14 protein-coding genes are annotated in these 13,646 nt (G+C 62.1%); 11 read left to right on the top strand and 3 right to left on the bottom strand.

The genetic code is table 11. The annotated features are described in order from the left end of the window. Positions 1–7 precede the first annotated feature (7 nt). The 11 genes from G5V57_RS15300 (at position 8) to G5V57_RS15350 (ending at position 10,940) form a co-directional block, all read left to right on the top strand. Positions 8–1,093 carry an ABC transporter ATP-binding protein gene (locus G5V57_RS15300; RefSeq protein ID WP_165168391.1) on the top strand — a complete coding sequence of 362 codons (1,086 nt, stop codon included), beginning with the start codon at positions 8–10 and terminating at the stop codon, positions 1,091–1,093. Beyond that, a complete protein-coding gene (locus G5V57_RS15305; RefSeq protein WP_165168392.1) occupies positions 1,090–1,950 on the top strand; it encodes an ABC transporter permease in 861 nt (286 codons plus the stop codon). The genes G5V57_RS15300 and G5V57_RS15305 overlap by 4 nt, the downstream gene beginning before the upstream one ends. Then, positions 1,947–2,768 carry an ABC transporter permease gene (locus G5V57_RS15310; RefSeq protein ID WP_206530270.1) on the top strand — a complete coding sequence of 274 codons (822 nt, stop codon included), beginning with the start codon at positions 1,947–1,949 and terminating at the stop codon, positions 2,766–2,768. Before G5V57_RS15305 ends, G5V57_RS15310 begins: the two co-directional genes overlap by 4 nt. Before the next feature lie 139 nt (positions 2,769–2,907). Continuing rightward, positions 2,908–3,690, top strand: coding sequence for a DeoR/GlpR family DNA-binding transcription regulator (locus G5V57_RS15315; protein ID WP_165168393.1), 783 nt, complete (start codon positions 2,908–2,910; stop codon positions 3,688–3,690). A 420-nt stretch (positions 3,691–4,110) separates the two neighbouring features. Further along, a complete protein-coding gene (locus G5V57_RS15320) occupies positions 4,111–5,169 on the top strand; it encodes an ABC transporter substrate-binding protein (protein ID WP_165168394.1) in 1,059 nt (352 codons plus the stop codon). A gap of 133 nt (positions 5,170–5,302) precedes the next feature. Next, positions 5,303–6,145, top strand: a complete 843-nt coding sequence (locus tag G5V57_RS15325) for an ABC transporter permease subunit (RefSeq protein WP_165168395.1) — start codon at positions 5,303–5,305, stop codon at positions 6,143–6,145. Between the two features lie 6 nt (positions 6,146–6,151). Continuing rightward, positions 6,152–6,943, top strand: a complete 792-nt coding sequence (locus G5V57_RS15330) for an ABC transporter permease (protein WP_165168396.1) — start codon at positions 6,152–6,154, stop codon at positions 6,941–6,943. Next, complete coding sequence (locus G5V57_RS15335; protein ID WP_165168397.1) at positions 6,940–7,965, top strand: ABC transporter ATP-binding protein; 1,026 nt, start codon at positions 6,940–6,942, stop codon at positions 7,963–7,965. Before G5V57_RS15330 ends, G5V57_RS15335 begins: the two co-directional genes overlap by 4 nt. After that, on the top strand, positions 7,962–9,521 hold the full coding sequence (locus G5V57_RS15340; protein WP_165168398.1) for an alkaline phosphatase family protein: 1,560 nt from the start codon (positions 7,962–7,964) through the stop codon (positions 9,519–9,521). The genes G5V57_RS15335 and G5V57_RS15340 overlap by 4 nt, the downstream gene beginning before the upstream one ends. Before the next feature lie 325 nt (positions 9,522–9,846). After that, on the top strand, positions 9,847–10,383 hold the full coding sequence (locus G5V57_RS15345; protein WP_165168399.1) for an NADPH-dependent FMN reductase: 537 nt from the start codon (positions 9,847–9,849) through the stop codon (positions 10,381–10,383). 71 nt (positions 10,384–10,454) lie between these two features. After that, positions 10,455–10,940, top strand: a complete 486-nt coding sequence (locus G5V57_RS15350) for a hypothetical protein (RefSeq protein WP_165168400.1) — start codon at positions 10,455–10,457, stop codon at positions 10,938–10,940. On the opposite strand, the gene G5V57_RS15355 is transcribed toward G5V57_RS15350, so the two are convergent. The 3 genes from G5V57_RS15355 to G5V57_RS34390 are packed head-to-tail and all read right to left on the bottom strand — an operon-like array spanning position 10,934 to position 13,615. Further along, positions 10,934–11,353, bottom strand: coding sequence for a diol dehydratase small subunit (locus G5V57_RS15355; protein ID WP_165168402.1), 420 nt, complete (start codon positions 11,351–11,353; stop codon positions 10,934–10,936). The genes G5V57_RS15350 and G5V57_RS15355 overlap by 7 nt on opposite strands. Beyond that, positions 11,350–12,381, bottom strand: coding sequence for a propanediol/glycerol family dehydratase large subunit (locus G5V57_RS34385; RefSeq protein ID WP_246737636.1), 1,032 nt, complete (start codon positions 12,379–12,381; stop codon positions 11,350–11,352). The genes G5V57_RS15355 and G5V57_RS34385 overlap by 4 nt, the downstream gene beginning before the upstream one ends. Before the next feature lie 7 nt (positions 12,382–12,388). Then, a complete protein-coding gene (locus tag G5V57_RS34390) occupies positions 12,389–13,615 on the bottom strand; it encodes a propanediol/glycerol family dehydratase large subunit (protein ID WP_246737637.1) in 1,227 nt (408 codons plus the stop codon). Positions 13,616–13,646 lie beyond the last annotated feature (31 nt).

Raw genomic sequence — 13,646 nt, forward strand, 5'->3', positions numbered from 1 at the left:
AGAGGCGATGACGAAGGCAGACGACCGGCCGGCATCGTTGTCGCTTCAATCCGTCTCGAAGCATTTCGGACCTGTCAAGGCGGTCGACGGCATCGATCTCGATATCGGCCAGGACGAGTTCTTCTCGCTTCTGGGCCCGAGCGGTTCCGGCAAGACGACAATGCTGCGCATTATTGCCGGCCTGGAGCGCCCGACGGCCGGCCGCGTCCTGGTGCGTGGCCAGGATGTCACCGCCATGCCGCCCTATAAGCGGCGCATCGGCATGGTGTTCCAGAATTTCCTGCTCTTTCCGCACAAGACGGTGGCGGAGAACATCGTCTTTCCGTTGCGCATGCAGAAGGTGGCACGCGCCGAGCGCGACGGGCGCCTGCTTTGGGCGATGAAGCTTTTGCGGCTCGACGGCCTCGCCGAGCGCTATCCCAATGAGCTTTCGGGCGGCCAGCAGCAGCGCGTGTCGCTGGCGCGCGGCCTCATCTCCCGACCTGCCCTTCTCCTCCTCGACGAGCCGCTCGCCAATCTCGACCGCGAATTGCGCGCCGAGATGGAGGTCGAGATTCGCCGCTATCAGAAGGAGCTCGATATCCCCTTCGTCTATGTGACACACAATCAGGAAGAAGCCTTGACCATGAGCGATCGCATTGCCGTCATGCGCAATGGCGTCTTCGAGCAGATAGGTCCCCGCAACGACGTCTATCGGAAGCCCGCCACGGCCTTCGTTGCCGCGTTTGTCGGCCAGTCGAACCAATTGACGGGGCGCGCTGAGATGGTCGGTCCGGACAGCCTGGCTCTGACGTGGCGCGGACATCGGCTGCATCTGCCGCATCCGGGCGGCATCGCGGCCGGCGACAATATCCGCTTCTTCATCAAATATGAGGATATCGAAGTGACGCCCGAGCGCACGGCGAACGGCAATCATCTCGCGGGCCGCCTGCGCGACATCATCTTCAAGGGCCAGACCGCCAATTACATTGTGAGCCTCGCCGACGGCAGCGAGATCGTCGCCAGTGCTTCCTCACGCGATCAGAAAGTGGCGATCGGCGAGGCCGTGTCGGTCGCGTGGTCGGTGACCGCCGGCATGTGTTTCAGGTCGTGAAGCGCATTCCACCCTTGCTGCTGCTGGCCGGGCCGGGTGTTCTCTTCATCCTGGTGACCTTGCTGCTGCCGCTTCTGGCGATTTTCATGTTCAGCTTCTGGCGCACCGAGAGCTACGAGCTCTATCCCGACTGGAATCTCGACAATTACCGCGTGCTCTTCACCGAGCCTGCCTATCGCACCTTCCTGCTGCGCTCGCTCGTCGGCGCCCTGGTGACGTCGCTACTCTGTCTTCTCTACGCCTGGCCGGTCGCCTATTTCATCGCCCGCCATGGCGGACGTTACCGCCTGCTGCTGGTGCTGCTGCTGGCGGCGCCTTTCTTCACCGGCGTTATCCTGCGCATCGCCGCCCTCCAGGGTATCTTCGGTCCTGGCGGCCTGATCAATATGGCTCTCGGCATCTTCGGCATGCCGCCCATCGCCGCCTTGATGTACACGCCGCTCGCGGCCACTATCGGCCATGTCTATCTCTTCGTTCCCTTCATGGTGACGGCGATCTATCTGTCGCTGGTCAATTTCAACTTTGACTTGCTCGAGACGGCGAAGATCAACGGCGCCGGCCCGTGGCGTGCCTTCATCGAGGTGACCTGGCCGCTCAACTGGATCGGCACCGCCATTGGCCTGGCGCTGGTGTTCATTCCCTGCCTCGCTTCGGCGGTGACGCCGCGTTTCCTCGGCGGGCCCAGCGCCACCTCCTTCGGCATGAGCCTCGGTCAGCAATTCGGCGAGACCGGCACCTGGGCGCTGGGCTCGGCCATGGGCGTCGTCCTCTTTGCCTTCTCGCTATTGGTGCTCGCGGTGATGGGCTTCACCATCAATCTCAAGCGCAGCGGCTTCACCGGCATGGGGGCGCCATGACGTCGGTCGGCGATCAGGCGGAGGGCTGGCGGCGCCTGGCGATGAGCTTCCTGCTTTGTCTCCTCTATGTGTTCCTCTATGCGCCGATCCTGTTCGTCATTTATGCTTCCTTCTCGCAGGACATCGTCTGGCCGTTCCCACCTTCCTTCACCACTGACGCCTATGTCGAGCTTCTGGACAATTCGCTTTACGCCGATGCGCTCAAGAACAGCCTTATCATCGGCCTGGGGAGCGGCATCCTCTCGACGTTGCTCGCCACCGCCGGCGTCATCGGCGTATTGCGTTTTCCCTCGCGCCGCCGAGCGCTGATCCTGATCGCTTTCCTGGCGCCGCTTTTCGTGGCGGAGCTGCTGATCGGAATTTCATCGCTCGCCTTCAACGCCCGCCTGCTCGGGCTTCCCGGCAATCTCTTTTCGGCGATCGCCGCCAATGCGGTCGAGGGCACCGCCTTCGCCTTCCTCATCGTGCTCGCCCAACTGGTGCGCTACGACTGGCAGATGGATGACGCCGCCATGGTGTTCGGCGCCAGTCCGGCCCGCTGCTTCTGGGAAGTCACTTTGCCGACCATCTGGCCGAGCCTTTTCGGCGCCTTTCTCATCAGCTTCATCCTCGCCTTCAACAATCTCGAAATCTCCTTCTACAATCTGGGCGCCATCCCGACCTTGCCCTCGGTCGCCTGGGGCTCGCTACGCTTCGGTCTCGGCCCCGAGCTATTTGCTCTCGCCGCACTCACCAACGGCCTGGTCTTCGCCGTCTTCACTCTCATGTATGTTTTGATGCGCACCGGCATCGTCAAATTCGGCTATCGCGGCGTGTGACCGACCCGGCTGTGTAGCCGCCATCTTTCCCGCGCCTTGTTCCGTCTGTTGACCGTTTTGCGAAGAGCAGGGAAAACTGTCGCCCCGATCCGCCCATGCTGGCGGACCGCCCGATTGCGCCGAATAGGAGACCTTCAAGATGCGACCTGCCGACCGCCGGAGCAAAATCCTCGAGCTGGTGCAGCAATCCGCCCGCGTGACGGTGGACGAGTTGGCGCAAGATCTCGACATCTCGCGCGAGACGGTCCGGCGTGATCTGGCTCGCCTCTCCGAGCAAGGGCTCTTGCGCAAATTCCATGGCGGGGCGACGACGGCGCCCGCCACCCAGTCGGCGCATGAGAGTCCGCTCGACGAGCGTCGCGCCACCGCAAGGCTGGAGAAAATCCGTATCGGAAAACGAGCGGCGAAGCTGTTCGAGCCAGGCGATAGTCTCCTCATCAATTGTGGAACGACGACCATCTTCTTCGCCGAACAGCTGGCACAGTACGGTCCGTTCACTATTATGACCAATGCCACGCCGGTGGCGGCCGAGATGTGGAAAGCGCCGCAGCGCGGTCCCGTCTACCTGATGGGCGGCAGCTATTATGGCGATGCCTTCGAAACACTGGGCGCGCAGGTGGTGGAGCAGATCCAGAGGATCCATGCTGACCATGCCGTGCTGGCGGTGGGAAGCGTCAGCTCGGCCGGCAAGATCATGGATTACAGCGTAGACGAGGCCCATGTGGCGCGCGCCATGACGGAGAGCGCCAGAAGCATCACGGTGCTGGCGGATTCGAGCAAGCTCAACCGCAATGCGCTCCTCCAGATTTGCGGGCCGGAGCGGATCGACCGCCTCATCACCGACAAGCCCGTCGATGCGGCGCTCGAAAGCGTCCTCAAGCTCGCCGGCGTCGAGATTATCGTGGCGGATGAGGAGGCATGAGCGACAGTGAATTTCCTCCCCATCCAAGGAATGGAGCAGTCCTGGCCAGCCGCCCAAATATCCATGACTGAACAGCCATTTTGAATTGACAGATTGACCGTTTGGGCATTTGATCGGTGTGTGCAGAGCGCACTGCATGCGGTGGCCAGTCCGCCGCAAGCTCAAGGGGAAGGCTTAATCTTTGCTCGCGGGTGGATTTAAGCGTTCGTGACTTCTTTCTCCGGCTGCCCACTTGCCGGAGACTGATCCCAATAGCCTGCCGGGCTTCGTCCAGCGACTTTCCTCGCTCGGCAGGCCATCGGCGAACGCTCGACTCCTGCAATTTTGCGGCCCGCAAGGTCTGCCGTCGCCAAACCCACATGCAACTGACATGCGGGTAGCAAATAGGGTTCGCCGTACCGTCAACCGGAGTCACTCAAGATGCTGATCACACGCAGGACCACACTTCTCGGACTTCTCTCGACGACCAGCCTCGCTTTCCTCCCCGCGCCAGCCGGCGCCGAAACGCTCGCCGAACTGGAGGAGGCGGCGCGCAAGGAAGGCGAAATCGTCAGTCTCGGTTGCCCCGACGATTGGGCCAATTGGGGCGCCCAGTGGAAGGGCATCATGGCCAAATATGGTGTCAAGCATACCGATACCGATATGAGCAGCGCCGAGGAACTGCAGAAATTCGAAGCCGAGAAGGCCAATGCCTCGGCCGACTTCGGCGAGATCGGCATCGAGTTCGGGCCGATCGCGGCGAAGAAGGGCATCAGCCAGCCCTATAAGCCCACCAACTGGGAGAAGATCCCGGCCTGGGCCAAGGATGACGAAGGTCACTGGATGCTGGGTTACACCGGCACGATCTCCTTCCTCGTCTCCAAGAAGGTTGCGAACCCGCCCAAGACCTGGAGCGATCTCGCCTCGGGCGACTACAAGGTGGCGGTTGGCGATGTCGGCAAAGCGGCGCAATCCAATGCGCTGGTGCTGGCGGCGGCAATCGCGCTCGGCGGCGGCGAAGACAACCTGCAGCCGGCCCTCGATCTCTTCGCCAAACTCGCCGAGCAGAAGCGCCTTCTCACCATCGGTGCCAATCCCGGAAACATGGAGAAGGGCGAGATCGAGGTCGGTATCGTATGGGATTTCAACGCGCTTAACTACCGCAATCTTGTCGGCAAGGAAAAATTCGACGTATGGATCCCGGCGGAAGGCTCGGTGATCAGCGGCTATACGACGACAATCAACGCGTATAGCAAGCGGCCGAACATCGCCAAGATGACACGCGAATTTATCTTCTCGGAAGAGGGGCAGATCAATTTCGCCCGAGGATTCGCGCGGCCGATCCTCATCGATCACATCACGTTGCCTCCCGATGCGGCGGAAAATGTTCTGCCCAAGGAGCAATATGCGAAGGCGCGGCCCGTCAATTCCGCGCTGTGGATGGACGCAGCCAAACAGCTCGGGCGCGCCTGGCAGGACCAGGTGCTGTCGAAGATGTAGCGCTCCGAGCCTCGATGAGCCTCGTTGTACGGCAAGGAGAGGGTGAGGGGACGGAGCGGACCTCGATCGTCCGAGCACCTCACCCGTTCTGTTCCATTCTCTCAGCCTTGCCGCGCGCGCAGGACGAGGGGCGATGATCGACATATCGGCAAGGACGCGGATTCTGGCATGGCTTGCCACAGTGCCTTTCCTCCTTGTAATCCTCATGTTCGAGATCGCGCCTCTGCTCGCGGTCGCCGCCAACAGTATCCAGACCGAGACGAGCTTCTCGCTCTCCAACTATCGCGAGATTCTCACCAGCAAATTCTATCTGGGCTCCTTCAAGGTGAGTTTTCTCATTTCGGTCGCCACTGCACTGATTGGCCTCGGCATCGGCCTCCCCGCTGCGGTGCTCCTCAAGCGCATGCCCGGACGGGTACAGCAACTCATCGTCATCTGCTCTAATATTGGGGCCAATTTCACCGGCTTCCCGCTCGCCTTTGCCTTCGTCATCATGCTCGGGGTGAGCGGTTCCTTCACGCTCCTGCTGCAGCGGATCGGCCTCCTCGAGAACTTCAACATCTATTCGACCTCGGGTCTCGTCATCGCCTATTCCTATTTCCAGATCCTGTTCGCGATCCTTCTGGTGCTGCCGAGCCTCGCCGCCATCACCGTCGAGATCGAGGAGGCGGCCCATCTGGTGGGCGCCAGCCGCTTCGCCTTCTGGCGGCGCATCGGGCTCCCCATTCTGGCGCCAAGCCTCCTGGGCTCCTTCCTCCTTCTCTTCGCCAATGCGATGGGCACGTATGCCACCGCGTGGGCGCTGGTTGGCGGCAGCGCCAATGTTGTCACCATCCGCATCGGCGAGCTCACCGCGGGCGATGTGTTCTCCGATCCCTATCTCGCCGATGCGCTGGCGATGCTGCTGGTGGTGAGCCTCATCCTGCCGATCGTCGTGGAGCAGTTGTTCCTGAAGACCAAAGACAGGGAGCGGTGATGCCCGATGCATGAGCGCAGCGCAAAGGACTGGATGTGGGTCGGACTCCTGGTTTGCCTGCAGCTTCTTCCCATCGTCGCCATCTTCCTCAATTCCGTCGCCATCGACTGGGCCGGCACGATCCTGCCTGACGGCTACACGCTGGCCCATGTCCAGAACATCCTCAAGGACCCGCGCTTCCTGCAATCGATTCAGAACTCGCTCATCGTCGGCTTCGGCTCGCTCCTCGTGACGCCATTCGTCGTGGTGCCGACGATCCTGGTGGCACATTGCTACTTCCCGACACTGGACAAGTATCTGGCGGGGCTGGTGATCCTGCCTTACGCGGTGCCGGGTATCGTGCTGGCGCTGGGTCTCCTGCGGATCTATTCCGGCAATTACGGAATCGTGCTCAACGGTTCGCCCTGGATCCTGATTTTCGGCTATATGCCGCTCGCTGCGCCGCTTTACTATGTGCCGATCAAGAACAACCTGCGGGCCTTGCGCGTGACCGAGCTCTTCGAGGCGGGTCGGCTGCTGGGTGCATCCGATGCCCTGATCCTGCGGCGGGTCGTCCTGCCTTGCGTGAAGCGGGGGCTCATAATCGGGCTCGTGATGAACTTCACGCTGGCGATCAGCGATTTCGTCTATGCCAATCTGCTGGTCGGTGGTCACTTCCCGACACTGCAAATATTCATGGGCGTCCTAAGTGGCGGCAGCGGCCGCAAATTGAGCGTGCTCATCACCACCTATTTCGTCGTCATCTTCGTGGCGACGGCCATCGTCGTGTGGGTGACATCGCGGAGAGACGAAGCATGAGCTATGTCGAGATCCGGGAGCTCACCAAGAAATTCGACGCGACCACCGTGTTCGAGAATATCAATCTCGACGTCGATGAAGGCAAGATCTGTGTGCTGGTCGGCCCCTCGGGCTGCGGCAAGACCACGCTGCTGCGCGCCGTAGCCGGCCTCACCCATCCCGACAGCGGGGTGATCAGGCTCGACCAACGCGACGTGACGAAGGTCGAAGCCAAGAACCGCGGCGTGGGCATGGTGTTCCAGCATTATGCGCTCTTCCCGAATATGACGGTGGAGCAGAATCTTGCCTTTGGGCTCGAGCAGAAAAAGCTGCACAGGTCGGAAATCAGGAAAAAGGTCGACGGCGTGATCGAGCTGATGGGCCTCGGCCCGCGCGCCAAGGCAAGGCCTGCTGCGCTGTCTGGCGGACAGAAGCAGCGCGTGGCATTGGCTCGCGCTTTGGTGCTCGAGCCTAAGCTGCTCCTTCTGGACGAGCCGCTCTCGGCGCTCGATGCGCAGATTCGCAAGCGCTTGCGTGACGAGTTGAAGCGGCTGCAGCATGATGTGGGCTTCACGGCAATCTTCGTCACCCATGACCAGGAGGAAGCACTGATGCTGGGCGATCACGTGGCGATCATGCAGGCGGGGCGCTTTGTGCAGATCGGCGCACCGGCCGAGATCTACAATCACCCGGCCAATCTGGCGGTCGCCAACTTCATCGGCGACTTCAATATCTTCGATCCCGCGACAGTGAAGCACCTGTTCGGCGTCACCGCGCAGACCACGTCTTGGGCTGTGCGGCCGGAGGCGATCGACATTTCGCCGACCGATCACAAGGCTTCGGCCAATGGCGGGATAGTCGAGACGGAGGTCACGGTGACGGCGGTGCAGGTGCTGGGCGCCATGGTGCGGCACTATACCAGAGCGCAGGACGTCACGATCAAGGTCGATCTCCTGAACAAGCCGGGCCAGCGCTTGTTCAAGATCGGCGAGAAGGCCCGTATATCCATCGCCAAGAACGCCATAGCCGAGATGAACGAATGACCGCTGCACCTTTCAAGCCCAATGTCCTTCTGATCTGCGCCGACCAGTGGCGGAGCGACTGCATTTCGGGACTCGGACACCGGAATGTACGCACGCCTCATCTCGATGCGCTGATGAAGGAGGCCGTGACATTTCGCAACCATTTCGGCCAGTGCACGCCCTGCGGCCCGTCGCGCACCAGCCTCCTGACCGGCCTTTATCTGATGAGCCATCGCTCGGGGCGCAACGGGACGCCACTCGATGGGAGGCATACAAACCTGGCGCTCGAAGCGCGCAAGCTCGGCTATGAGCCGGCGTTGTTCGGTTATACCGACACGACACCCGATCCGCGCCGGCACCATCCGAACGACCCGGCGCTCACCGCCTATGACGAGGGTGTGCTACCGGGTTTTGTCACACCCTTGCATCTGCCGGAAGACATGGGCCGCTGGATCTCGGAGTTGATCGCGCTGGGCTATGACCTGCCGAAGGGGCGCGCGGACGCGTTCCGGCCGCGCCAGGGCTTCGTCAAGCCGCCGGATCGTGGCTTCCGCTTCATCCCGACCCAGCACAAGGCCGAACACAGCGAGACCGCCTTTCTCACCGACGAGTTCATCAAATGGCTGTCGGTCAGGCGTACGCGTCCGTGGTTCGCGCATCTGGTGTTCTTCCGGCCGCATCCGCCGATCATCGCCCCTGAACCCTATAATGGGAATGTGCACCCCAAGGATGTAGATTTCCCGCACCGTGCGGCGAGCCCGGAAGCGGAAGGCAAGCAGCATCCGTTGCTGGCGCATGAGATCTCAAACGTGGCACGGCCCGACGCCTATGACGAGCACAATCCGCTCGATCTCGTGCGCGCCGACGATCTCGAGATCCGCCAGATGAAGGCAACCTATTACGGCCTGATCGAAGAGACCGACTATCATCTCGGCCGCGTGATCGATCAGCTGAAGGAGAGCGGGCAATATGAGCGCACGCTCATTATCGTGACGAGCGATCATGCCGAGATGCTGGGCGATCACTATGTGTGGGGCAAGGAAATCTATTTCGACGGCTCCTTCCACCTGCCGCTGGTGATCCGCGATCCGCGACCCGGGGCGAAGGCGAGCCGAGGCAGCGCAGTTGAGGCCTTCACCGAAGCCATCGACATCATGCCAACCATCCTCGACTGGCTCGGGGCTGACATTCCGCGGAGCTGCGACGGGCGCTCGCTCGTGCCGTTCCTCAGGGGTAAGACGCCGGACCACTGGCGCGATGCGGTATTCTTCGAGCATGATTTCCGCAATGTGCGCAGCCAAAGGGTGGAACAGGCATTGGGCATCTCATCGGATGAATGCTCCTATGCCGTGATCCGCGACCGGAAGTACAAGTATGTGCATTTTGCCGCACTGCCGCCGCTCCTCTTCGACGTCATGAATGACCCGCATGAATTCACCAATCTGGCCGGGCGACCCGAGCATCTGGGCACGGAGCTCCGCTATGCGCAAAAGCTCCTGTCATGGCGACTCATCAACCAGGAGCGGCTGCTCACCAACATGCATGTCGGCGAAGGCGGCGTGTTCGAACGAAAATGACCAGAACCTGAGCTGACACCCGCGCCGCGCCGTGAGGTCGTTGTCAGCTACGTCGTCGCGGAAACGGACTTGATCGGCATGCGCGATTCGGAATTCAATGCGTCCAAGACCGATGCCGTCCATTACCTCCAGATATGGATCATTCAGGAAAAAACAGGGGGTGAAGCCGCCCTACCGGCTTGAGGTCGCCAAAGGCACGCTTGACCCGAATGGCAAAGTGTCATGGAAGAGACGGGCTCGCCATCGTAAAAGAGGCGAGCCTCACCCTTAGGGCCACATCCCGGTCCGAGATCCTGCCCTTCGATCTGCCATAGGAGATTACATAATGAAGATCCTCGCCATCAGCGGCGCCCTCCGCAAGGACAGCTACAATACCCAGCTCCTCAGAGCGGTGCGTGAGCTGGCGCCGAAGGACATGGAGATCGAGATCGTCACCTTGCACGGCATACCTCTCTATGATGGCGATGAGGAAGACAAGCATGGGGTGCCCGAGAGCGTGAAAGCGCTTCAGGCGCGCGTGCGTGAGGCCGATGGCATCATCATCTCGACGCCCGAATACAACTTCTCGGTCGCCGGCGTGCTGAAGAACGGCCTCGACTGGCTGTCGCGGTCCGGCAATCCGTTCAAGTGGAAGCGGGTCGGCGTCATGGGCGCCTCGGGAGGTCCGGTCGGTACCGCCCGCGCGCAGTATCACTTGCGCCAGAACCTCGTCGGCCTCGAGGCGATCACCATGCCGAAGCCCGAGATCTTCGTCGGTCCGGCGGACAAGAAATTCTCCGGCGGCAGGCTGACGGATGAGGAGACGAAAAAGGTGATCACGACCTGGCTCACCGCCTTCAAGGAATGGGTTGCCAAGGGCTGAACGCCACCCGGCCGCTGGTCCCGATCATGCGACTCGGCTAGTCTCGGATTGGCAAAGGATAGGGGTTGCGTATGTCCAGCTATGTTTGGATCCTGACCGTCGTGCATACGATCCTGAGCTTCATCGCCATCGTTATCGGCATCGCCGCGACCGCCGGGCTGTTCAGTGGCAGGCACTCCACCTCTTGGACCCGATGGTTCTTCCTGACCGCCGCAGCCGTCACCTTCACCGGTTTCATCTTTCCCTTCACCGGCGTGACGCCCGCTTTCGCGACAGGTATCGTCTCGACGGCGATCCTCGTGGCCTGGCTCGTGGCGCATTTTCGCCATCTCGTCGGCGCCTGGCGCTGGATCCATGCCCTCGCCATCGTCGCGAGCCTTTATCTCCTGATCTTCGTGACCATCGCTCAGGCCTTCCTGAAGATCCCGTTCCTGCGGGCCTTGGCGCCGACGGGAAGTGAGGCGCCCTTCGCCATAACGCAGCTCGTCACACTGGCCATCTTCATCGTGATCGGTATTGGTGCGTTCCGTCGCGCGATATCCTCAGCGCATCAATAGCGGGGGCGGAAAAGGCCGCGGCGGGTATAGGCCGCAACTGCCTCGTCGACCAGCGCGGCTATGCTGTGGGCGCCGTAGTCCCGGCGCAGCATCTCCGCTTGTTGCGACAGAAGGCCCGGATCTGTCACCCTTCCGGGGCGCAGCATCTCATAGGTCTCGAGGATGATGTTCTGCGGTATGGCGACGAGCTCGGCGGCGCGCTCGAAATTCCGCGCCAGGCATTCGCGCTGCGCAGCGCGCGCGATCTCGGCTTGCAGGCGCAAGGCATCGGCCGAAATGCGAATGTCTCCGGGGCCGATAGTGCCGGCCATCACCTCTTCCACGGTGAAACGGCCGATGGGGACGCCCGACGACGACACGGCGCGCTCCGGCGCGCGCTCGGAAACGGGATAGAGGTCTAGGGGATTGGTCATGCGAATGTTCTCTGTCCAAGGACCATGGTGAGCTCGAGAGGCGCGGCATCGGGATCCGCCAGTTCCGTTTCGATCGCGTAGAGCATCGCGACATGAACATGGTGACGCGCGCCCAAAGCGCGTCCATCCACCGGCACGACGACCGGCTCGGGTGACTGCCCCAACGCATGGAGAGCGGCGTTGCGTCCCATCGCCCGATAATGATCGAGCGTGGTCACCGGCGCGTTGGAGAACAACTCGATATTCAGGTGCGGCAATCGATCGGCGCGATGGATGACAGCGGTGCCCTTGGCCTGAATGCCGATGCCGTAGCGCGAGCCGGAAAGCCGCGCCGCGGTGAGGCCGAGAAAGGACGTATCGGCCGTGTGCCGGATGCGCACGAGCCGCGGCACGCCGCCTCCTTCCCTGATACCTTCGGTCAAGGCCAGAAGCACGTCGATCAGCTCATGCCCGGCGGTCGTCCGGTTCAGTTCGGATCCGAAGGCCGGGCTGACACCGATCACGATCTCTGTGGGGTCGTGCCCTTTAGCGGCGCTTCCCTTGCTCACCAGCCAGGGCGGTGCAGTCGGATCGGCGCGGCGTTCGCGCTCCATCACCTTATCGCGAGTCTGGATATCGCGGATGCCGCGCACCGCCTGCCAGCGCGCTTCCGACATGCGATAGCCGCTGCCGGGTCCTTGATAGTCGTTGGGATCATTGAGGGCGCTTTTCACCTTGCCGTCACGCAGAATGGCGGAGGTCTGCAGATAGTCGCCCGAAATGCGCTGGCGCAGCATGAGCAGCAGGTTCTCCGCCTCATCGGCAAAACCGCGCCGGGCAAGCGCGCGCACGACATTGACGGCGGTAAGACCGCGATTTCGGATCGCTTCGCTGATCCGCGTGACCTCGCCCGCCGTGAAGCTCTGTGTTTCCTGCGATCCCGACGCGGCCGCGACCGATTGCATCCAGGCTTCGGGCACCTTTGCCAGCTCCAGTTCCTCAAACACCGCCGCGATGGCGCGTATCGCCCGCATCCGGAGACGGCTCACCTCGTCTTCATTTACCGGCGTCAGCCCGCCATCCCGCCTCGAAATCCCGCTGCAGGACGAGATAGTCCTCGATGTCTTCGCCGTTGAAGAGCGAGGCGTTGAAGGAATTGTCGTAGTTGCGGATCGATCCGAAGCCCGAACAGATGAGGTCAGATCCCGCCAGCAGATAGGGCGTGATCTTGGCGCCCACGCGGATCTCGGACTCGCTGATCCGGGTGTCGTTGCCGGAGGCGCATTCGAGCCCGAGCCAGGCGGCGAGCAGGTTCTCCGCCATGAGCTCGCGCAAACCCCCTGCCATCGAGGCGGTGAGCGGCGCCCCGTCTATGCCGCCATTCTGGGTGCCCTGGACGCCCATGGCGCGTTGCAGGCACAGGCAGCGCGCTTCCAGATAGAGCACCGACTGGCGATCGTGAAAGCCCATCAAGAGCTCGGCGGAGGCGCCTGAAGTGCAGCGCGCCTTTATCCCGCGCGACGCATAGGCCGCGGTCAGGAAGGCCTTCGACCACGGCGTGTCGTCGCCATCGAGGAAAGCGCCTTCGGTGCCGTAGACGGAAACCGTTTCGGCATATGAAGTGAGGCCCGCCATGCCGATCTGCAGCTCCTCGGCCTCTTCGATCGAGCACTGGAAGAGCACACCGCCCCGCCCGACGGCCGCGCCGACGGTGCAGGCCATGGCGTTGGCCCAGGCGTTGGAGGCGACGCGCATCGTCGTCTCGACCTCATCGAAGCCAAGGGCTACCGCGGTCGCGCTGTCGGCCGCGAGCTGCAGCGGATCATCCTTGGCATTGGTGACATGCGCCTGGTTGCCCGGAGTCCGGCGCTGGCGCATCTTGGCGTAGGCAAAGGTGATCTCCAGCGACGACATGGTGGCGACGACGGAAGCGAGTTTCGCCGGTGTCATGCCGCGCGCCAGTCTTTCCAGCCTTTCGCGTGGCACGTTGATGTCGACCAGCATGCGCGCCAGCTCCGTCGGCTCCATCGCCATGGCTTCCTCGATCACGTCGGGATCGAGATGATGATCAGCGATGAAGGTGTCGATGATGTCGAAATCGGCTTTCGGCTTGCCGTCGATCTCGACCACGCTTCCATTCTCCACGCGCGCGGAAGGGGAGGGATCCCACGGACTGTGGAAAGTGGCGAAACCGGCCTCAGGGTCTTCGGCGGCGAACTGGTCGTGACGCAAAGGTCTCGCATTCCATTCGTCGAAGCGACGCCATCGAGGGTTGTCGGCCATGGCTGCCACCTTTCGTTCAGTCTGCCGCGGA

The organism is Nordella sp. HKS 07 (assembly GCF_011046735.1).
Classification (GTDB): domain Bacteria; phylum Pseudomonadota; class Alphaproteobacteria; order Rhizobiales; family Aestuariivirgaceae; genus Taklimakanibacter.